This is a genomic window from Neolewinella lacunae (genome assembly GCF_014349155.1).
In the GTDB taxonomy this organism is placed as follows: Bacteria; Bacteroidota; Bacteroidia; order Chitinophagales; family Saprospiraceae; genus Neolewinella; species Neolewinella lacunae.
The window spans coordinates 31,748-51,816 of sequence record NZ_JACSIT010000066.1; the positions used below are offsets into that span (position 1 = coordinate 31,748).

Here is a 20,069-nt window from a genome sequence, read left to right on the forward strand (position 1 = left end):
TCCAAACAAAGTGTTTCATGGGACGACGCTCCCTTTCCGCCGCTCCTTTGGCCGTGTTCCGTATCGGGTTCGGGCTAATGATGCTGCTCAGCGTCGTCCGCTTCTGGGCCAAGGGATGGATTGAAAAGCTGTACCTGGAGCCGACCTACTTCTTCAGCTACCGCTACTTCGAGTGGGTCAAGCCGCTGGGCAACTGGACCTACCTGCTCTTCGCCGTCGTGGGACTTTCTGCGCTTGGCATCCTGCTGGGCTGGAAATACCGCTGGTCAAGCACGGTGTTTTTTCTGAGTTTCACCTACGTGGAGCTGATGGACAAGAGCACCTACCTGAACCATTACTACTTCGTCAGTCTCCTCAGTTTTCTGCTCATCTGGCTGCCGGCTGCCGACTACTTTTCCCTCGACGCGCGGGGCCGGGAGCGGCCGACGGTGCCGGCCTGGACGATCCACGCCCTGCAGGTTTTCGTCGGCGTGGTGTACTGCTACGCGGGTCTGGCGAAGCTCAATTCCGATTGGCTCTTGCAGGCCCAGCCGCTGGCCATCTGGCTCCCGGCCAAGTACAGCCTCCCCGGCCTGGGCGATCTGTTGCAACAGCGCTGGGTGCACTTCGCCTTCGCCTGGCTGGGGGCGGCCTACGACCTGTTCATCCCCTTCCTCTTGCTCTGGCGGCCCACCCGCTGGCTGGCCTTCGGGGCGGTGGTGGTCTTTCACGTCCTTACCCGCGTCCTCTTTCCCATCGGCATGTTTCCGTACATCATGATTGTCAGTGCGCTCATCTTTCTCGATGCGGGCGTCCACGAGCGCATCATCGGGTACCTGCGCACGGGGCTGGGGCGATTGGGGGCGCGGCCGCAGGTGCCGGGGAAAGTCGTAAGGGAGCGAAATTGGGGCCTGCCCAAGACGGTGGTCTGCGCCGTGCTCGCCTTACACCTCCTGCTGCCGTGGCGGTACCTGCTGTACCCGGGGGAATTGTTCTGGACCGAATCCGGCTACCGCTTCAGCTGGCGGGTGATGCTCATGGAAAAGGCGGGCTACCTGAGCTACCGCATTGAAGACCCCATTACGGGGCGTAGCCGGACGGTAGACCCCAGCCGCTACCTGACGCCGTTGCAGGCCAAGCAACTGGCTACGCAGCCTGATTTCATCCTGGAATTTGCCCACCACCTGGCCCGGGAATACCAGCAAAGAGGCCAGGCCCCGCCCGCCGTCTACGCCGAGAGCTACGTGGCCCTCAACGGCCGGGGCAGCCGACCCTACGTAAACCCCAGCGTTGACCTGACGACGGTGACCTGGGCCACGCCGCGCACCGCCTGGCTCTTGCCTTTTGAAGACACTATTTATGGACTGTAATCCTTTTCGGACTTTGCTCCGATACCCGTGGATGGGCCGGAGCCGCCTCACCTTGCTCCTCATGATCCTGGCCTGCACCTGCGGCCGCGCCCAGGTGGCTCCCCCGACGGAACCGAGTGGCGCTGCTCCGCCAAAAACTTTGCTCTTCCGGCTCCTGGACGCGGCCAACGAAAGCCCCCTGGCGGCCGTGGAAATCTTTGCCGCCGAAACGGGTAAAGTGGTCTTGACCGACCGCCAGGGCGCGGCCGAACTCGCCTTCCCCGCCGGCACGACGGTGGTCAATCTCACGATCTTCACCCCCGGCTACCGCACCCGCCAGGAGGCCGTCGCGCTGCCCGGCACCCGCACTGCGGTAAGCTTCGCCCTCGAACCCCTACAGCTTGATCTCGACGCCGTAACCATCCGCGCCGAGGGCGAAAAACGCTTCGCCCTCCAACGCCTGCGGGCCGTGGAGGGGACGGCCATTTACGCCGGAAAAAAGACCGAGGTGGTGCGCCTGGAAGCCCTCACCGTCAACCTGGCCAGCAACCTCGCGCGGCAGCTCTACGCCCAGGTAGCGGGCCTGAACATCTACGAAAGCGACGACGCGGGCCTCCAGCTTTCCATCGGCGGGCGGGGCCTGGACCCCAACCGCTCGGCCAGCTTCAACACCCGACAGAACGGCTACGACATCAGCGCCGACGTACTGGGCTACCCCGAGAGCTATTACACGCCGCCGGCCGAGGCCCTGGCCGAAATCCAGGTCGTGCGCGGCGCGGCCAGCCTGCAGTACGGCACCCAGTTTGGCGGCCTGGTCAATTTTGTCTTCCGCACCCCCAGCCCCCGCAAAAAAATCGAACTGACGAGCCGCCAAACCGTCGGCAGCTTCGGCCTTTTTACCAGTTTCAACGCCCTGAGCGGCACGGTGGGCAAGCTCGGCTACTACGGCTACTTCAACTACAAGCGCGGCGACGGCTTCCGGGAAAATTCGGGCTTCAACAGCCGCAATGCCTATCTCCACCTGGGTTACGCCCTGAGCGAAAAGGCCCGGGTGCGCCTGGAGTACACTTACCTGGACTACCTCGCCCAGCAAGCCGGAGGACTAACCGACGCCCAGTTTTACGCCGACCCGCGGCAGAGCAACCGCAGCCGGAACTGGTTTGCCGTCGACTGGCAACTCTTTAACCTGCGCTACGACCAGAAACTGAACGACCGGACCAATGCCTCCGTCAGCGTCTTTGGCCTCGCGGCGGGCCGGCAAGCCGTGGGTTTCCGCACCAACCGCGTCTCGCAGGTGGATGACCCCACGGCCCCGCGCGACCTCATCAGCGGAGAGTTCAACAACTGGGGCGTGGAGGCCCGCGTGCTGCACCGCTACCAGCTGGCCGGGCGCGCGGCCGTATTCCTGCTCGGCAGCAAATACTACCACGCCGAAAACAGCGCCGTACAGGGCCCGGGGACGAACGGGGCCGACGCCGACTTCCGCCTGGCCACCGCCGATTTCCCGGCCTACCCCAACCAGTCGGCCTTCGCCTTCCCCAACCGCAACCTGGCCTTCTTCGGCGAACACATCCTTTACCTCAACGAGCGGCTCAGCATCACGCCCGGAGCCCGTTTTGAGTACATCCGCACTGCCAGTCTGGGCGATTTTCGCCGCATCGACTTTGACCTGGCCGGCAACCCCATCCGCGACGAGACTTTCCCCGACGACCGCGTCTTCGAACGGCAGCTTTTCCTCCTCGGCATCGGCGTGAGCTACCGCCCGACGGAGCAGCTGGAATTTTTCGGCAACATCAGCCAGAACTACCGTTCGGTGACTTTCAACGACATCCGTACGGTCAATCCCTCCTTTCAGGTCGATCCCGATATCCGGGACGAAGACGGATTTACGGCCGACGCCGGGGTGCGGGGCGAAGTGGGCGCACTGGCCTACACGGCCAACGTCTTTGCCCTGCGCTACAACGACCGCCTGGGGGAAGTGCTGACCCCCGAAGTGGTCGTGCGGGCCGACGGCACGAGCGGGGAAACGGGACGGATCATCCGTCGGCGGGGAAACATTGGCGCGGCCTTTCTCTACGGGTTGGAATCTTTGCTGGAGTGGAATGCCCTGGCGGGGAAAAGCCGGGCCGGCCGACCGTATACCCTGACGGCTTTTGCCAATACCAGCCTGACCGGGTCGCGGTACACCGCCTCCGAAATTGCCGGCGTGGTGGGGAAGGCCGTGGAGTTTATTCCCCTGCTTAATCTTAAGACGGGCCTGCGTTTTGGCTACGCCGACCTGCTGGGCTCGCTGCAGTACAGCTACCTCTCCCGGCAATTCACCGACGCCAGCAATGCGCCCCAGGACCGGCAAGACAACCAGTCGGGCATCGTCGGGGCCATCCCCGCCTACGGGGTGCTCGATCTGTCGCTTTCCTACCAGTGGAAAAAGCTGAAACTGGAAGCTGGCGTGACCAATTTGCTCGATGAAGTGTATTTCACCCGCCGGGCTACCGGCTACCCCGGGCCGGGCATCATCCCCAGTGCGCCACGGGGTGGGTATCTGGGGATTGAGCTGGTGTTGTAAGCCGCCCACCGTACCTTTGTGCCATGGAAACCAGTAAAATCGTCAAAGCCTTAGCCACGGTACAGGACCCTAACACGGGGCAGGACTTGATCACGGCCAATATGGTCTTGCACCTGAAAGTAGAGCCGCCCAACGTTTCCTTCACGCTGCAATTGCCGAAGTTGGATGCGGACTACAAACAGCAACTCAACTTCGCCTGCCAGGAGGCGATCCTGGCGGTTTACCCCCAGGCGGAGGTCCACGTCCACATGGCCAATCCCGGGGCTACGGCAAGCGCCGGTCAGGGCGGTGGCCCCCAGAAAAGCAACCCCTTGCCGCACGTGCGCAACATCATTGCCGTCGCCAGTGGGAAGGGTGGGGTAGGGAAGAGCACCGTTGCCGTCAACCTCGCCCTTGCGCTGCAAGACCTGGGAGCAGTAGTGGGCTTGCTGGATGCGGACGTTTACGGGCCTTCCATTCCTACGATGCTCGGGCTCCAGGGCCAGAAGCCGACGGTGGAAAAAGTCTACGGCAAGCCCAAGATCAAGCCCCTGTTCGCCTACGGGATGCCCGTGATGAGCACGGGTTTTGTTGTGGAGCCGGAACAGGCAGTGGTCCTGCGCGGGCCGCGGCTCTCCGGCATCGTCCGGCAGTTTCTCGAAGAGTGCGTCTGGCCGCCAATGGATTACCTGATCATCGATTTACCGCCCGGGACAGGAGACGTGCAGCTCTCCCTCGTCCAGACCGTCTCCGTTACCGGCGCAGTACTGGTAACGACCCCACAGGAGGTGGCCCTGGCCGACGCAATCAAGGCCATGAATATGTTTTTTCTCCCCGATGTCCAGGTACCCGTCCTGGGGGTGGTAGAGAATATGTCGTGGTTCACGCCCGCAGAATTGCCCGACCACAAGTACTTCCTCTTTGGCAAAGACGGGGGCAAGACGCTGGCCAAAAAATCGAACAGTATGTTGTTGGGGCAGATCCCGCTGGTGCAATCCATCCGCGAAGGCGGCGATGCCGGCCTGCCCGCCTACCTCAACAAGGAAGACGCCATCACGCGCGAAGCCTGGATGAAAGTGGCCAAAAACGTCGCCCGGCAAACGGCGCTGCGCAATGAGTTGCTGGCGGCAACTCCGGTGGTGGAGGTGAAGCGGTAGTTTTAGTACGGTAGTTCTGTAGTTCTGTAGTGGACCATTCCCCACTAGGGTACTGCCGTCTAAAGTCCGTTGAAGGCCACTTCGTTGTGATTATTGAAGGGTCTCAACTTAGGCTGTTCCCTTTACTTACTTTTTGTCACTACCAATTTTAGCTCCCCTTTCAAGAATGTCGAGACGAGCTTAGAGCCTCAAAAATGCTTAGTGTAACTTAAAAAGAATGGTGCTTGGGTCATCCCTCTCCGTTGGACGCGTTTTCTGGGGTAGGGGCCCCAGAAATAAGCCGAGGGAGAGGGCAAAAAGAGTAACGTACAATCATATTCAAACGGAACAGCCTAGGTCTCAACTCACCTCGGTTAGCCCTCCCGCAAACGCCGCACGACCTCCCCGACGGCCGGGCAGACCAGCGTATTGCGCAGGGTGAGGGGAAGAATCTGGAGCATGTTTTTGCGGTCGGTGTGTGGGTATTCCCGGCAGGCGCGGGGCCGGGCCGTGTAGACGGAGCAGTAGTTATCGGCCCCCAAAAAAGGGCAAGGTGCGGTGCGGAGGACGTAGTCGCCTTCCTCATCGAGGCGGAGGTAGCGCGTGACCAGTTCGGCTGGCCGGATGCCGAGGTGCTTGGCCAGGCGGTCGATGTCGACGTCGCGAAAAATGGGGCTGGTGGTTTTGCAACAGTTGGCGCAGTCCAGGCAGTCGATTTCCCGGAAAACGGCGTCGTGCTGGGTTTGGAACTGCTCGTCGAGGTCCCGCGGCGGGCGGGTGCGCAGCTGGCGGAAGAACTTCTTATTGTCGGCCTGTTCCCGCTCGGCGCGGGCGATGGCTTTGGGGATGTCCATGGGTTGTTGATTTGAAGGACGATGATCTTTGGCCGGGTGGTTTACTCCAGGGCTAGAGAATACCAAGTCCCTTTTCCTACCCCGTTCTGCTGGAGTTGCTGATTGTGGATAAGCGTTGCAATGTTTTTTCGGAGTGTATTCCGATTGGCACTGGTCAGCCTTTCTAATTCACTCATCGTGGTGCGGCCACGCGATTGGATAATCTCGAGAATTTGCTGGGCCAGTTCTGGCATTTGGGTGAGGAGAATGTGTTCCCGGCTGACCTTAATTTCCAGATTATCCTTTTGCCGCTTAAGCGATTTAAGAAAAAACAGCAACCACGGATGCCAATCGGTCTCCGCGAGGCCCAGGGTAGACTGGGTGCGCCTGAGCGACAAATAATAGGCTTGCTTTTCTTGTTCGATGATGGCTTCCAAAGAACTGTAGGGCACGTAGCGGTACCCCACTTTCAGCAGCAGGTAGGTGGTAAGCGCCCGTGAAAGGCGGCCATTCCCGTCTTGGAAAGGGTGAATGGCCAAAAAGCAGAGGATGAAAATACCGACTACCAAAAGCGGGTGAAAATGCCCGTCGGAAAGCGCCTGCTGCGTCCATTCCACCAGTTCCCTCATTTTCTGGGGCGTTTCCCGGGGACTACTTGTTTCAAAGACGATGCCAATTTGTTGCCCCTCTGCATCAGTGGCTACTACGTGGTTGGGGTGCTGCTTGTACTGGCCTTGGTGCCACTGGTCTTTGTCGCTGTATTTGAGCAACAGGCCGTGCATTTGTTGTATGAAGTTCTCGGAAAGCGGAATGTCTGCGAAATGCTGAAAAATCGTATTCATCAATTCGGCGTACCCGGCTACCTCTTGTTCGTCGCGGGTGTTGAAATTGGCGACAGACAGGTTGAGCAGCAATTGTTCCACCTGTCGGTCAGATAGCTTACTTCCCTCGATACGCGTGCTCGATGCAATACTTTCAATGGTGGCTACTTTCTGGAGCCGGACCAACACCTCCGGGGCTAAATTTCCGAGGGCACGCCACGCTCCTTTGAACTCATCAATCTCGGCAATGAGGTTGAGGATCTCCGGGGTAATTTCTAGGTTTTGTACGGATCGCATGACATAAAAGTACGCATAAGTACGCATAAAACCCCCTCTCAGACAAAAAAGTACACATAAATACGCATAAAATGGTCTTTCCCCGCAGTCCTTAAATGGCGATGGGCGCGCGGATGGCCGGCAGCGGGTCGTAGTCGAGCAACTGGATGTCTTCGAAACTGAGGTGGAAAATATCCGGGGCACTGGCAGCTATTTCCAGGCGGGGTAGGGGACGGGGCTGCCGGCCGAGTTGCTCGCGCGCCTGTTCCACGTGGTTGTTGTAAAGGTGGGCATCGCCGAGGGTGTGGACGAAGTCGCCCACCCCCAAACCACATTCCCGTGCCACCAGGTGGGTCAGCAGGGCGTAGGAAGCAATGTTGAAGGGAACGCCCAGAAAGACGTCGCCCGAACGCTGGTAGAGCTGGCAGCTGAGTTTGCCCTCCGCAACGTAAAACTGGAACAGCGTATGGCAGGGCGGCAGTCCGGCTTTGACCATCTCGGGGAGGTCGGCAGGGTTCCAGGCGCTGACGATGTGCCGCCGCGAATCGGGCTGGTTGCGGAGGTCTTCAATGACTTTCGCCAGCTGGTCTACCCCGTTGAAATTGCGCCACTGCCGGCCGTAGACCGGCCCCAGTTCGCCCCACTGCGCGGCAAATTCAGCGTCTTCCCTGATGCGATTGACAAAACGTTCCAGTTCCGCCTTCCACTCCCGGCTGTGCTGGGGGAAGCGCTCGGCCATTCCTTTTTCTTCTAAGTAGTGACGGAAGGGCCACTCGTTCCAGATCTTGACGTTGTTCTGGACCAGATAGCGCAGGTTCGTATCGCCGCGGATGAACCAGAGCAGTTCGTGGACAATGCTGGGCCAGTGGACCTTCTTGGTCGTCAGCAGCGGAAAACCCGCCGCCAAATCGCAACGGAACTGGTAGCCAAACACTGAGCGGGTGCCGGTTCCCGTCCGGTCTTCCTTCAGGGTGCCGTGGTCGAGGATGTGTTGGAGCAGTTTGTGGTAAGCTTGCATGGTGGAGCACTTGGCTGGCGGCAAATTATCACTTTTTGCCGTTTTTGTCGGCTTTTGCTGGCGGGCACGGTATTGTCGCGGCTTTAGCCCGACCCCCTTTCGGGCTTTAGCCCGACTCCCTCAAGGTACTGTCGCGGCTTAAGCCCGACCCTGCTTCGGGCTTAAGCCTGGCACTACTGGTTGGGCTAAAGCCACGACATTACTTTTTTACTATCTTTCGCCCAAACCACCGCTACACATGAAAAAGCTTGCGCTGCATTGGCAAATCCTTCTCGGCATGGCCGCCGGTATCCTTTTTGGCGTTTTGGCCAGCCAGATGGGCTGGGCCGAGTTTGTCAAAGACTGGATTAAGCCTTTCGGCACCATCTTCATCAACAGCCTCAAGCTGATCGCCATTCCGCTCATCGTGGCCAGCCTCATCAAGGGGGTAACGGACCTGAAGGACATCTCGAAACTCTCCCAGATGGGGGGGCGGACGATCGTCATCTACATCGCTACCACGGTATTGGCCATCGTCATCGGGCTACTTATCGTCAACCTCATCGGGCCGGGCCGGGGCCTCGACGCCAGTACGCGCGATTCGCTGCTCAACGACTACGCCGCCGACGCCGGTGCCCGCATCACCGCCGCTTCGGCCCAGCGCGAATCCGGCCCCTTGCAGGCGCTGGTGGATCTGGTGCCCGAAAACATCGTCGGGGCAGCCTCCAACAATGGCAATATGTTGCAGGTCATTTTCTTCGTCATTTGCTTCGGCATTGGCCTGATTTTGATCGACCCTAAGAAGGCCCAGCCCGTGAAAGATTTCTTTGACGGCGTCAATGAAGTGGTCCTCAAACTCATTGACCTCATCATGATTGCGGCGCCTTACGGCGTTTTTGCCCTGCTGGCGGCGCTGGTGGTGGAGGCACCGAGTACGGATTTATTCCTGGCCCTGTTCTACTACTCGCTGTGCGTACTGGCCGGGCTGGCCATCATGATTTTCATCGTTTACCCCACGCTGGTGAAAGTGTTTGCTGGCCGCGGCCCCGCCTTCTTTTTCCGCGGGATCAGTCCGGCGCAACTCCTCGCCTTTTCCACCAGTTCGAGCGCCGCGACGCTGCCCGTGACGATGGAGCGCGTAGAGGAGCACCTGGGCGTGGATGAGGAAGTGACCAGTTTTGTGTTGCCCATCGGCGCGACCATTAATATGGACGGAACCAGCCTTTACCAGGCAGTGGCGGCCGTGTTCATTGCCCAGGCTTACGGTATGGACCTCAGTTTGATGACCCAGCTGGGCATCATCACCACGGCACTGGCGGCCAGTATCGGCTCGGCGGCGGTGCCCGGTGCGGGGATGGTCATGCTCGTCATCGTACTCGGCCAGGCGGGCATTCCCGAGGCGGGCCTGGCCCTGATTTTTGCCGTAGACCGGCCCCTGGACATGTGCCGTACCGTGGCCAACGTCACGGGCGATGCCACCGTGGCAATGATTGTGGCCAAATCCGTCGACAAACTCAACGACCCCGAAGAGCGGAGGTTGGATGATCATTACGTGGCAGCAGAATAGTTGGGCGCGGCCGCAGGTGCTCCCCCCCGGCCCCCCGAAGGGGGGAGTTAGGACAAGGAGCAAGGCGAATACGTCGGTAACTTACATTTTGCGAGGGAACAGGCGGTAGCAAGGGTACGTTCCCCAGCTAACGGAGGCAGCGATTGCCTTTCAAAAAAGCAAGGCATGAAGACCTATACCGAAACCGATCAACAGCTGCACTACCTGAGCCAGGTCATTGCCAAAGCCAACCGTACCTACGTGGCGGCCAAGGACGACGACAGCCACACCAACCTGTATTTTGATCCCTTGGGCGATCGCCTGACCGGGCGCTGGATTGAGGTGCCCGGGGGAAAGCTCCTGCTCACCCTCAACCTCCCCACCCAGACTTTTGAGCTTGTGGATAAGCGGTCAAAAGTGGTGGGTTCCGTAGCCACCCTGCAAAGGCGCCGCGTGGAGGTGGAGCGGGAATTGGCCGACGTTTTTGTCACCCAGGGACTGCCGGTGGAAGGATTGTTGGCCGATATGCACTACGCGATCCCCGAGTATGCTTTTGCGGGGCAGGAAATCGGGCAGTTGGCACCGGAGGGCCTGCGGACCTGGGAAGAATACCGCGCCCTGGCCAACCAGGCGGCCTTGTTGCTGCTCGGCCACGCCCAGCTTTGGGAGGAGATCCGAATCTGGCCCCACCACTTCGATACCGGCATTTACCTGAAGGTGAAGGAAGACCTGGGCATTGGCTTCGGCCTGGCCATGGAGGATGATATGATCGGCGCCCCCTACTTCTACCTGTCCGCTTACCCCGAAGGACGCAGCATCGAGTACCAAGACCTCCCCGCCGGAAAGCATTGGAAATGGGAACTGAATGAAAACTGGAAAGGCGCGGTCTTACCCCTCCCGCAGCTCGAGCCCTATCCGCCAGCCGAAAGACTGGATATGCTGGCGCCGTATCTGCGACAGGTTTACGGGTGGATGATGGGGCAGTGAAAGGGAGATTTTGGCTTAAGTATTTAACTTTATGTGAAAATTAGTGGTAAGCTTGTTACCTTAGCCCCTACGCCAATTGCGGGACTTAATGGTAGTGGTGGCAGGTAGGCAATTTAGTTGTCAAGCTCTGCAAATCATAATTCATTGTGCTGGCTTTTGTATTAAAGAAAATTTTTGCTTTTTGAGTGACTTTTTGTTTATTATTGTCTCAGAGTAAGCTGAAATGGCTAGATTCGATATCGGCTGCGTTCATCTCTAACATAGGCGATAAGTTGTTGTGTATTGGGTTAAATGTATTGTCCTTTGGAGTGGAAATTATAGTTATGAATAATTCAATTTTTTGTTATGTATACACTATTTGCTATCGTAATTGCGGCTTTCCTTTTTGTCTGGGTTTCGCAATTTAGGCTAAGAGAAAAAGGGCCACATCTAAAAAATGATGGACCAAAAAAGCAGTCCGTTTTATCTAGTAGAAGTCACGATATTCGCATAAATGTAAAAGCAATTGGTGTGAATAATTACAAAGAGTATAATCTCAAGGCGGGAGACGTAATCAAGTTATGGCCTGAACCTGGATCGAAAAATGTATTGATATACCCCGCTGTGAAAAACGTTGGGGACGAATTACCAATTGCTTCTTTCGAATCATCTCTAATTGCCAATGCTTACCCCTCTAAAAAATATAGAATATCTGCTACTGTTAAAGAAATTTCTGGTAGCACGTTAATTTTGGATAGAATTCTAGATGTTGTAAGCAAAGACGAAGAGCGAAGGGCTGCCAGCGAAGATTTTTTTGAAAAAATTAGTAAGCCCACTCAAAAAAGTCTCCAAGCGAATATTAAATTTCTCATGGATGATGAATTTCAATGGAATTCGAAGGTTTACCTTGCCTTCGGAGACTTAGAAAGGTGTATCCATAAAAGTAAAGAATTGAATGACTGGGAAGTCGTCAAAGAAGCCTTCTGGATTAATAACGAATTCGGACAAAAAGTAAGTTTAAGGAATGGCACTTTGAAGCCAGATGTAATTAAAATTTTGCGAAACTACAAGTCGAATCACGTGATGCATTTAAAATACAGTAAGGGGCAAAGAGGAGCTGGTTATGGAAGAGGAGGATATTATTCTTGGGATTGCAAAGGGTGAACGAATATGAAGGCAGCCTTATTTCTCTCTATTCTAAAAATGCGTTTTTGGGAATAGCCAATATTTGCCTATGAAACCTCCAAAATTTTTCTTTTTACTACTACTCGCCACGATATTCGCCTGCCGTGGGCAGAACGCTCCCGAAGCAGGCGCGGTGCAGCCAGCGCTGGAACTCGGCGATACGGTGCCAGCGCTGAGCAAGGATATATGGTACATTTTCCAGGCGAGCAATGGCGATTATTGGTTTGGCAGCGCCAGCGACGGTGCGTACCGGTACGACGGGAAAGTTCTCCTGTATTTTTCTGCGGCGGACGGGTTGGGCAGCGGCGGCATCCGAGGTATCCAGGAAGATAAAAAGGGCCAAATCTTTTTCACCACGCTGGCGGGCATTAGTAAGTTTGACGGACAAAGCTTCCAAACGCTGGAACCCGTCATTGCCAACGGACCGGAAGAACACTGGGCCTTACAAGCCGACGACTTATGGTTCAGCACCCTCGGGAAAGAAGGAGAGCAGGGGCCTTCCCGCTACGACGGGGAAAAGCTGTACCAATTGCAATTTCCGAAGCACCACCTGGCGGATGCCTACTTCGCGGAGTTCCCCGACAAACCCTGGAGCCCCTACGATGTGTACAGCATCTACCGGGATCGTAAAGGACAGGTGTGGTTTGGGACCTCCAACTTCGGCGTCGGCCGCTACGATGGGAAGTCGTTGGGCTGGCTGTACGAGGACCACCTGACGAATACGCCCGAGGGGGGCTCCTTTGGCATTCGCTCGATCCTGGAGGACGCGGAGGGTAAGTACTGGTTTTGCAACAACCGTTTCCGTTACGACATCGCGGCGGGCGTAAGCGACGCGGATGGCAAGGCGCTGCTGGAGTACCGCCGATCCCCCGGAATAAGGGGCTTAAGCACCGCTCGAGGAGCCGATCACATCTACTTTTTCTCCGTGGTGGAAGACGCCGCTGGCGACCTTTGGATGGTCACTTACGACGAAGGGGTTTGGCGCTACGATGGACAGTCCGTCACCCACTATCCGGTGAAAAAGGGTACGAAAGACCTAAGCCTCTTTAGCCTCTACCAAGACCGCAAGGGCGAGCTCTGGGTGGGGACCCACGAGGCGGGGGTGTACAAATTTGACGGGACAAATTTTGTGCCGTTCGTTCTTTAATCAAGGCCTTAGGTAACGGACGATAACGCAAGCGTTGCCCAGCGCAGCAACGGCCTACGGGCCCAAGGCCGCGTACGGATTCGGGTGTTTAACCGACTTTTCTGCGCAGTAAATGACCTGGGGCAATTGTCCGGACATTGCTAAAAAAATATCCTTGCACCTGCGGCCGCGCAAAAAAAATGTCTTATCTTGCCATCAGAATGGTCTTATACATTTGAATAATCCTATTTTGAGAACGCAGGGTCGTTGCTCTATTTAACATATTTCACTACACTCTTATGAAGTCTTTACTCTTTATTGTGATCGTAGCACTGGGGTGCTGCGGCAGCCAGCTTATTGCGCAAGACGACCCGGGAAACGTAAAATTCGGACAGGTTTCTGAGGAAGATCTGAAATTAACGGTGGCCCCCGGCGACTCTACGGCCGATGCTTACGTCCTTTATGATTTGATGGATATGCGCATCGAGTATACGTATGAAGGCCGGCCGGGGCTGCGCGAAAGCGTCCATCGCCGGGTAAAACTCCTGCGCGAATCCAGTTTTGACCGGGCGGAGGTGCAGGTCATTTACAGCCGGCAGCACGAGAAACTGATGGAGACCAGCGCGATGGTCCACCTGCCCAACGGAGAAAAAATCAAGCTGAGGAATTCCGATTTCATCCGCGAGCGCTACGACGATGAGCGGGACATTTTCAAGTTTACCTTCCCGGGCCTGACGCCGGGGGCGATCATTGAATACGAATACCAGAAGACGGACGAGTTCATCACCGTGCCTTCGCGTTACTATTTTCAGGAGTCGGTGCCGGTGCGCTGGACGGAATACCGGGCGTTGATTCCCGCCTATTTCAACTACATCAGCCTGGGCAACGGCGGCAATTTCCACATCAACAAAACGGACCGTTTGACGCGGCACTACGGCAGCGAACAGATTGCCCACACCTCTATCCAGTGGGCCTACCGGGATCTGCCCGCCTTTAAACACCAACCCTACGTTAATAACTTTACGGATTACATCCCGCAGGTCCGTCTGCAACTTCAGTCCGTGCGCTACCCCAACCAGGCGACGGTAAACGTCTTCAGTACGTGGGGAGAAACGACCAAGGACATCCATACCTGGCCTTCCTTTGGCCTGGCCTACCGCAACCGGGGCAACTACGGCAAAGCCTGGAAGGAACTGCAAGCGCAGGTTAACCAACAGGCCACGGACGCGGAAAAAGTGGAATTCCTTTACAACTACGTAGCGGGACGCATTGAGTGGGACGGTTACTTCAGCTGGACTTCGGAGCACACGCCCAACCAGGTGTTTGACGCCGCCAAGGGCAGCAGCGGGGAAAAGGCCATGCTTTTGCTGGCGCTCCTGCGGGAGGCGGGCTTCAACGCCCAGCCGGTGCTGGTGCCCTTGCGCGACACGGGCAGCCCCTTGGAGCTTTACCCCTTGATGACCCAGTTCCGGCACCTGATGGTAGTGGTTCAACTGGACGGAAAAGAGGTGTTGCTGGATCCCAATGACGTCAGCCGGCCGCCCGGGCTTCCCCGTGTGGTCGCCCTCAACCACCGCGCTTTCGTTGCCGACCCGGAGAACCCGCACTGGATGGATGTGGACGTACCGTCCGCGAGCCAGGCCGTTATTGCGGAAGTAGTACTGGCCGAAGATGGCCTGGCCGAGGTCAGCATTCAATCCCGCCTGAACAGCTATTTTGCTTTCGATGGCCGGACCAAGATCAAAGAAAAGAAAGAAGACCTGGAAATGCCGTTGGTAGACGATATCCTCGGTGCTTTTCCCGAAGCAGAATTGGTGAGTTATAAAGTTAAGGAGGAAGAAACCCTGAGCGGGCCGTTGAGCGTCGATTACCAACTCAAGGTGCCGATGGGGCAGCCCCTCGACGATTATCTGTACGTGCAGCCCATTCTCTGCCCGATGCTGGATAAAGGGATGGCCGACGTAGAGGAGCGCCTGTACCCCGTGGACTTCAGTTACCCCTGGCAACGGCGCTACATCACCAACATCAAACTTCCGGAGGGCTACGCCATCGAGGAACTGCCCGAATCCATCCGGCTGATTTCCGAAGACGGAAGCCTGGTGGCAACGTTTGCCGTGGAAAAAAAGGACGAGCAAACCATTTCCCTCAACTTCACCGTCAATGTGAAACGTACGGTTTACGCCGCCGCCGAATACCCTACGGTCCGGGATATGTTCCGGCGCATCATCGACCTGCAGCAGTCTACGCTGGTGCTCAAACGTACGTAATCATGCACCCCATCATGAAAGGTTTCGCATCTGTTTTTTTCTGCTTGCTCTGCTTTGGCGGGTCGGCCCAGGACCTGGCTATCTCCGCACTCACTGTCCCATCCTCCTTGCGCGAAAATGCGGGTTCGGTGGTGCGTTCCTACGATATGCGCTACGAGGTGCTCTCCGACAACCAGGCCACGGTTTACGTCCGCAAGGTCGTCACCCTGCTGAACCGCGACCACGACGACGAGAACCAACTGGTGGTGTACTACGACAACGACTCCAAAATCACCCGTTTTGCCGCGACGCTTTACGATGCTTTGGGGGCTAAAGTCCGCACGGCGAAAAAAAGCGAAATCGAAGATTATATGGCCATCAGTGGCGGGCAGTTTTACACCGATAGCCGCGTGCAGGTGACGACCCTTTCGCACCCGACTTACCCCTACACCATCGAATTTGAATACGAGAAAAAGCTGAGCAATTTCGGCATCGTTGAATTTCCCCGCTGGTTGCCGATGTATTACGGGCAATCGGTGGAGGCGGCCAGTTTCGTGGCCGTGGTCCCCAAGAACAATAAGCTGCTGTACCGTTCCAACGAGTTGCCCGCGCCTACGGTGACGGATGAGAGTGGTAAAATGAGTTACAGCTGGCGGGTGGAAAACCTGCCGGCGCGCAAGCCCGAAGCGCTGGCGCCTCCGATAACGCAAACGATGCCTTACCTGCACACGGGCCTGGAGCGCTTCAACGTGGGGAAGTACCAGGGCAGTCTCAACAGCTGGCAAGACTTTGGGGCTTTCATGAACCAGTTGCTGGCGGGCCGCAATGCCTTGCCGGCCGACCTTAAGCGCCTGGTGGCGGAAACTACGGCGGACCTGACGACGGACCGCGAAAAGATTGCTGCGCTCTACCGCCTGCTGCAGGGGCGCACCCGCTACGTGGGGGTACAGCTGGGCATCGGTGGCTGGCAGCCTTTTTCGGCCGAGTACGTGGAGGAAAACCGCTACGGCGACTGCAAGGCACTGAGCAACTACCTCGGCGCGATGCTCAGTGAAGTGGGCATCCCTTCTTACCCCGTTTTGATCGATTGGAATGACCGGCAATTCTACCCGGTAGAGGAAGACTTTACCACCTCGGCGTTCAACCACATGATCTTGTACGTCCCTTCCGAAGACATGTACCTGGAGTGTACCAGCAGTACTTCGCCGCCGGGCTACCTGGGGGATGGCAAGCAGGACCGCAACGTACTCTGGGTCACTCCGGAAGGAGGTTCCCTACAGCGGACGCCGGCATTGGTGCCCGCCGAAAATGGTCACGTGCGCTCCGTTGCGCTGGAACTGGCCCCCAACGGCGATGCTGAATTCCGGATGCGGGCGGCTTACTACGGGGTGCCGCACGAAGACTTCCGGGAGCTGCTGCACCATGAGCAAAACCCCACCAAGCAGTTGGAAATATTACAGGACTGGGCGGATTTGCCCGACGTAACCGGCAGCGGCTACCGCCTGGAATGCGACCCAGACGAGCCCGTGGCGCGCCTGGACTACACCACCCGACTCACCGGATACGCCCGCACGCTCGGTGAACGATCCTTCGTACCCCTCAACAAGTACTTCAACTACGATGAGGTGCCGGATAAACTGAGTGCCCGCCAATTTCCCATCGTGCGCAATGAGGCGCGTTTTTACGTCGATTCGGTCTACCTGAAGGTGCCCAGCGAGCTGGAGGTGGAAAGCCTCGGGGACCCCGTCATCACCTACGAACACGCTGCGGGCGAGTACCGCTCGGAGGTGAAAACGGAACCGGGGCAGCTGGTATGGATCCGCACCCTGAAGCTGCTGCCCGTGCAGCTTCCCGCCACGGACTACGAGGCCTTCCGCCAGTTTTTTGTGGACGTCGCCAAGGCCGATCGCCGGCAGGTGGTGCTGCGCAAGAAGCGGACGTAACAAGGAAGGTTTTTTTGGGCGCGGCCGCAGGTGCTCCCCCCCGGCCCCCCGAAGGGGGGAGTTAGGACATCCCCCCAACCCCCAAAGGGGGAGAAGCTGGGGAGGGACACTAGCCCCGCAAGCTCCGCAAAATCCAGGCTACGGAATCAGGAATTATTGAACCTTACTCCAAATGCCGCAATTCCCGCGCTACGTAGTTGTAGATGCAGTTTGCTTCGTAGTCGAACCACTGCTGCCGGTACTTGTCTTCCTGATCAATGACGTAGCGGAAGCCGCTGAAGGGTTTTCTATTGTTCAGGGCATTGAAGAGTTTGGTTTGCAGCTGCGGATTTCCCGTTAGTTGATCGGCGAACGCCTCCCTGCACTTGAAGGCTTCGCTGGAAGTCCATTTGTGGATCTGGACGAAATCATCCTCCTCGTCTTTCAGCTTTTTCAGGGAGTCGGCGTATTCTTCTTCGAGGCCAAAATCTTCAATATCCTCATCGTCGGCGGGTAAGAAAATGGTTTCCCCGATGACCTTGTTGTAGAAGGCGCGCATCCCCGTATCGAGGTATTCGGCGATTGTTTCGATGTCTTTTGGCGTTGGTTTTTTCATTTTCGCGCTTCGATTTTTTTGAGACGGGAGGTAATGGAGCCTCGGTTTCTTCCGAACAGGAGGGCGAGTTCGTTGATCGATTTTCCTTCGTTGGCGAGTTGCGCCAGTTGCTCATCAGCTTCGGTGGTCCAGGGTTGGTAAGCGTTCCCGTGGCTCTGTCTGATTTCTTCTACGGAGTAAGCTTTTTCCGACTTTTCCGACTTTCTTTTTTCGCGAAAATTGTACTTTGGCTGGTATTGCGCTATCAAATGTTCTTCGAGTTCCTTTCTCCCGATGGCAACGGCGATGGCGGCCACTTCGAAGTTGTCTTCAAAGCGCATGTTCAATTTCTTCTCGAACTCTGGCGGGAACTTTTTACTTGGACTTGCCATTTGGTAGCCTTCCTTATCCGAAAATAAGACAGCGCCGATGGTGCGTCTTAGGGAGTGGTGACGCGTATCCAGCAGGTTTTCCATGCTTTTCCGGACATTTTTCGTTTCGCTAATGTAGCAAATGGTTCCTTCCTCGCGTATTGCGTATACCCCTGCGGCAGTGTCAAATGACCTTACCCAATCTTCCGAAAATTCGAATATTTTCCACTTTCCGTCAATCAGCTTCAGCGCTAAACCAGTTAAGTAGGATTCGATTTTTGGGTCCATATTTGAGTTGCTCTGTTTTCGCAGTTAATCCGTTGGCACCTGTTTGTTCCCTTGCGTAGCCCAATCCTCAGTCCATGGCTGCTGGCCATTCAAAGCTACAACGGACGGAGAAATTGGGCAAGTGGCGCAGGGAGGAAAATGGTGCCTTCGCGCAAGAGCGGATGTAACCCACCCATGAAGGGGCCGCTTTCAAACTCCAGGAACTGCATGATTTATGGCTGCGGATGGATGGTTTGCGCAGGCAGCTCGGCCTGCCCTAAATATCCGTGTTCTGAGTCATTTCCCAGCAATTCTTCCCGGAGTTCCGTAAGTACGATGCCTAGCCAATTGGTTCCTTCCCAGGTGGTCAGCGACTTTGCCCCGGGGTGCTCTTCCGCCAGACCGATGCCCCAGATGTTGTCGTCAGGACTTGCCTCGACGATGGTTTTGCCACGGGTGTCCAGAAGATGCTGCAGTAGTTCGGGGTTTTGCTGGAATTTTTCCTTATTGGCTTGGTAGACGATGGCGGGAGCTTCCTGGGTCCAAACCTGGGGGTCAAACCCCTTCACTTCCCTGCCCAGTTGTTTTTGCTCGCGGGGGTTGGTCGAACGTAGGATTTTCTCGGCAACCTCCGCGTCGGAAAACAAGGTGGCTTTGCCGTACATCATGTATTGTTCCGCGCAGTTGAAGGCTTGCCCATCAGCCGTAAAGTTGCACTTATGCCACTGCGAAAAGGGGTGTACGCTCCGCCAAAAATAGGAATAGGATTCCGTCAAAAAATTGGGGGGATATTTAGCTGCTTCTTCAGCAGACAAGTCCAAAGCCTGCGACCGAGAACCATCATTTTGTGCCTCGAACTTCCTCAGAGGTAACTCTGCTACAGCAACCCATCTGCTGGAATCCGCATCCCCAAGTTGTAAGCCCCGGTAAATGTGTTTTCGGATGATCGGCGAAAGCTGGTCCGACGTAATGCAACGCAAAATCTGCTCTACGAAGGGGCTCGCGTCAGCTCCGGGCGCGTCTAAGGCAATGGCGTAGCGATTGGGGTGTCGCTCGCTAGGCAGCCTTTGCGCGGTGCCGAGCCGGTATTGGTAATATTTCAGTTCCATTTTTGGGGTATTTGGTAGGGTGTTTTCAGGCGACCCGCGTCAAGGGCTAATAAACGGTTTTTAAAGCATTGGTAGCAACTAGCTTTTCAAATTTCGTAGCGAACGAACTGAATATCTTGAATACGTTCGAAATCTTTGTCTGCAGATATCAAGGGGAGATTCATATAAATTGAAGTAGCGGCAATAATAGCGTCGGGGAGCTTTAATCTGTATTTTTGTTTCAGATCTATAGTAATAAGCTTTATCGCCTGATTGAGGTCTACTATAATGCAGTTATCTAAAAACTCTCTGATTATAGCACGATTTTCCTCTTTAAGTTCCTGATAGCCTAGCAATTCTAACTCTGTGATAAAAGATACGTGAATATCGCGCCGTTTAAAAGTGCCGACACTGTTGTGTCTCCATTTAGAAGATACAAGGCTATATTCGTATCTATCAGTAAACTACTTCCACTCATCTCTCATCACCTTTTGGATAGACAGAGGCGATACACGCAAGGCCAGTACACCACAGAACTTGGCTGCATCAAACCTGTTCAACTTAGGTAAGGTTTCAAGGAGTCTATCCATGCTGGCTTTGTCGGTGGAATGCTTGATAACTACTGTCATGGATCTGGTTTTATAAGGTTACAAATTACAGATGAAAAGATGGCTGGCTTCAGAGGTCATCTTGAAAATGAGTTTTGTGAATGCTTTGTCAATGGAAGGGAGTGTTCAATAACCTGTGTCTAGGTTAGATAATAGTAAAGCGAAGCTTTACAGCCCGCAGGGCGCGCAGCGTCCCCGGCTCCTGAGGCCGTA

16 protein-coding genes are annotated in these 20,069 nt (G+C 56.1%); 9 read left to right on the forward strand and 7 right to left on the reverse strand.

The features are described 5' to 3' along the window. Window positions 1-17: 17 nt before the first annotated feature. The 3 genes from H9S92_RS04370 to H9S92_RS04380 are packed head-to-tail and all read left to right on the forward strand — an operon-like array spanning window position 18 to window position 5,030. Window positions 18-1,349: an HTTM domain-containing protein gene (locus tag H9S92_RS04370; RefSeq protein ID WP_187465498.1), complete on the forward strand. Its 1,332-nt coding sequence runs from the start codon at window positions 18-20 to the stop codon at window positions 1,347-1,349. 13 nt (window positions 1,350-1,362) lie between these two features. After that, window positions 1,363-3,894, forward strand: coding sequence for a TonB-dependent receptor family protein (locus H9S92_RS04375; RefSeq protein ID WP_246463650.1), 2,532 nt, complete (start codon window positions 1,363-1,365; stop codon window positions 3,892-3,894). 23 nt (window positions 3,895-3,917) lie between these two features. Next, a complete protein-coding gene (locus H9S92_RS04380; protein ID WP_187465499.1) occupies window positions 3,918-5,030 on the forward strand; it encodes an Mrp/NBP35 family ATP-binding protein in 1,113 nt (370 codons plus the stop codon). 353 nt (window positions 5,031-5,383) lie between these two features. On the opposite strand, the gene H9S92_RS04385 is transcribed toward H9S92_RS04380, so the two are convergent. The 3 genes from H9S92_RS04385 to thyA all read right to left on the reverse strand — a co-directional run bounded on the left by H9S92_RS04385 (window position 5,384) and on the right by thyA (window position 7,957). Further along, window positions 5,384-5,863, reverse strand: a complete 480-nt coding sequence (locus H9S92_RS04385; RefSeq protein WP_187465500.1) for a YkgJ family cysteine cluster protein — start codon at window positions 5,861-5,863, stop codon at window positions 5,384-5,386. Between the two features lie 41 nt (window positions 5,864-5,904). Beyond that, complete coding sequence (locus tag H9S92_RS04390; RefSeq protein WP_187465501.1) at window positions 5,905-6,960, reverse strand: Fic family protein; 1,056 nt, start codon at window positions 6,958-6,960, stop codon at window positions 5,905-5,907. Window positions 6,961-7,051: 91 nt separating this feature from the next. Next, complete coding sequence (gene thyA / locus H9S92_RS04395; RefSeq protein WP_187465502.1) at window positions 7,052-7,957, reverse strand: thymidylate synthase; 906 nt, start codon at window positions 7,955-7,957, stop codon at window positions 7,052-7,054. 238 nt (window positions 7,958-8,195) lie between these two features. On the opposite strand from thyA, the gene H9S92_RS04400 reads away from it, so the two are divergent. The 6 genes from H9S92_RS04400 (at window position 8,196) to H9S92_RS04425 (ending at window position 16,948) form a co-directional block, all read left to right on the forward strand. Continuing rightward, on the forward strand, window positions 8,196-9,503 hold the full coding sequence (locus tag H9S92_RS04400; protein ID WP_187465503.1) for a dicarboxylate/amino acid:cation symporter: 1,308 nt from the start codon (window positions 8,196-8,198) through the stop codon (window positions 9,501-9,503). Between the two features lie 165 nt (window positions 9,504-9,668). Further along, on the forward strand, window positions 9,669-10,469 hold the full coding sequence (locus tag H9S92_RS04405) for a hypothetical protein (protein ID WP_187465504.1): 801 nt from the start codon (window positions 9,669-9,671) through the stop codon (window positions 10,467-10,469). Between the two features lie 345 nt (window positions 10,470-10,814). Beyond that, window positions 10,815-11,612, forward strand: coding sequence for a hypothetical protein (locus tag H9S92_RS04410; protein WP_187465505.1), 798 nt, complete (start codon window positions 10,815-10,817; stop codon window positions 11,610-11,612). Between the two features lie 70 nt (window positions 11,613-11,682). Further along, on the forward strand, window positions 11,683-12,780 hold the full coding sequence (locus tag H9S92_RS04415; RefSeq protein ID WP_187465514.1) for a ligand-binding sensor domain-containing protein: 1,098 nt from the start codon (window positions 11,683-11,685) through the stop codon (window positions 12,778-12,780). Between the two features lie 278 nt (window positions 12,781-13,058). Beyond that, entirely contained in the window at window positions 13,059-15,026 is a 1,968-nt protein-coding gene (locus H9S92_RS04420) for a DUF3857 and transglutaminase domain-containing protein (protein ID WP_187465506.1), read from the forward strand. Between the two features lie 14 nt (window positions 15,027-15,040). Beyond that, window positions 15,041-16,948, forward strand: a complete 1,908-nt coding sequence (locus tag H9S92_RS04425; protein ID WP_187465507.1) for a DUF3857 domain-containing transglutaminase family protein — start codon at window positions 15,041-15,043, stop codon at window positions 16,946-16,948. Window positions 16,949-17,111: 163 nt separating this feature from the next. On the opposite strand, the gene H9S92_RS04430 is transcribed toward H9S92_RS04425, so the two are convergent. The 4 genes from H9S92_RS04430 to H9S92_RS22780 form a co-directional block, all read right to left on the reverse strand. Further along, window positions 17,112-17,543 (reverse strand): UPF0158 family protein, encoded by a 432-nt coding sequence (locus tag H9S92_RS04430; protein WP_187465508.1) that lies wholly within the window; start codon window positions 17,541-17,543, stop codon window positions 17,112-17,114. Further along, window positions 17,540-18,181 (reverse strand): GIY-YIG nuclease family protein, encoded by a 642-nt coding sequence (locus H9S92_RS04435; protein ID WP_187465509.1) that lies wholly within the window; start codon window positions 18,179-18,181, stop codon window positions 17,540-17,542. Before H9S92_RS04435 ends, H9S92_RS04430 begins: the two co-directional genes overlap by 4 nt. 212 nt (window positions 18,182-18,393) lie before the next feature. Continuing rightward, window positions 18,394-19,269, reverse strand: a complete 876-nt coding sequence (locus H9S92_RS04440) for an NADAR family protein (RefSeq protein WP_187465510.1) — start codon at window positions 19,267-19,269, stop codon at window positions 18,394-18,396. Window positions 19,270-19,355: 86 nt separating this feature from the next. Then, entirely contained in the window at window positions 19,356-19,604 is a 249-nt protein-coding gene (locus tag H9S92_RS22780; protein WP_406612067.1) for a PIN domain-containing protein, read from the reverse strand. Window positions 19,605-20,069 lie beyond the last annotated feature (465 nt).

Excerpts from the sequence above, each read along its gene's own strand:
- H9S92_RS04370 (WP_187465498.1), top strand. The coding sequence starts at position 18 with ATGGGACGACGCTCCCTTTCCGCCGCTCCTTTGGCCGTGTTCCGTATC.
- H9S92_RS04380 (WP_187465499.1), top strand. The coding sequence starts at position 3,918 with ATGGAAACCAGTAAAATCGTCAAAGCCTTAGCCACGGTACAGGACCCT.
- H9S92_RS04385 (WP_187465500.1), bottom strand. The coding sequence starts at position 5,863 with ATGGACATCCCCAAAGCCATCGCCCGCGCCGAGCGGGAACAGGCCGAC.
- H9S92_RS04390 (WP_187465501.1), bottom strand. The coding sequence starts at position 6,960 with ATGCGATCCGTACAAAACCTAGAAATTACCCCGGAGATCCTCAACCTC.
- thyA (WP_187465502.1), bottom strand. The coding sequence starts at position 7,957 with ATGCAAGCTTACCACAAACTGCTCCAACACATCCTCGACCACGGCACC.
- H9S92_RS04400 (WP_187465503.1), top strand. The coding sequence starts at position 8,196 with ATGAAAAAGCTTGCGCTGCATTGGCAAATCCTTCTCGGCATGGCCGCC.
- H9S92_RS04405 (WP_187465504.1), top strand. The coding sequence starts at position 9,669 with ATGAAGACCTATACCGAAACCGATCAACAGCTGCACTACCTGAGCCAG.
- H9S92_RS04410 (WP_187465505.1), top strand. The coding sequence starts at position 10,815 with ATGTATACACTATTTGCTATCGTAATTGCGGCTTTCCTTTTTGTCTGG.
- H9S92_RS04415 (WP_187465514.1), top strand. The coding sequence starts at position 11,683 with ATGAAACCTCCAAAATTTTTCTTTTTACTACTACTCGCCACGATATTC.
- H9S92_RS04420 (WP_187465506.1), top strand. The coding sequence starts at position 13,059 with ATGAAGTCTTTACTCTTTATTGTGATCGTAGCACTGGGGTGCTGCGGC.
- H9S92_RS04425 (WP_187465507.1), top strand. The coding sequence starts at position 15,041 with ATGAAAGGTTTCGCATCTGTTTTTTTCTGCTTGCTCTGCTTTGGCGGG.
- H9S92_RS04430 (WP_187465508.1), bottom strand. The coding sequence starts at position 17,543 with ATGAAAAAACCAACGCCAAAAGACATCGAAACAATCGCCGAATACCTC.
- H9S92_RS04435 (WP_187465509.1), bottom strand. The coding sequence starts at position 18,181 with ATGGACCCAAAAATCGAATCCTACTTAACTGGTTTAGCGCTGAAGCTG.
- H9S92_RS04440 (WP_187465510.1), bottom strand. The coding sequence starts at position 19,269 with ATGGAACTGAAATATTACCAATACCGGCTCGGCACCGCGCAAAGGCTG.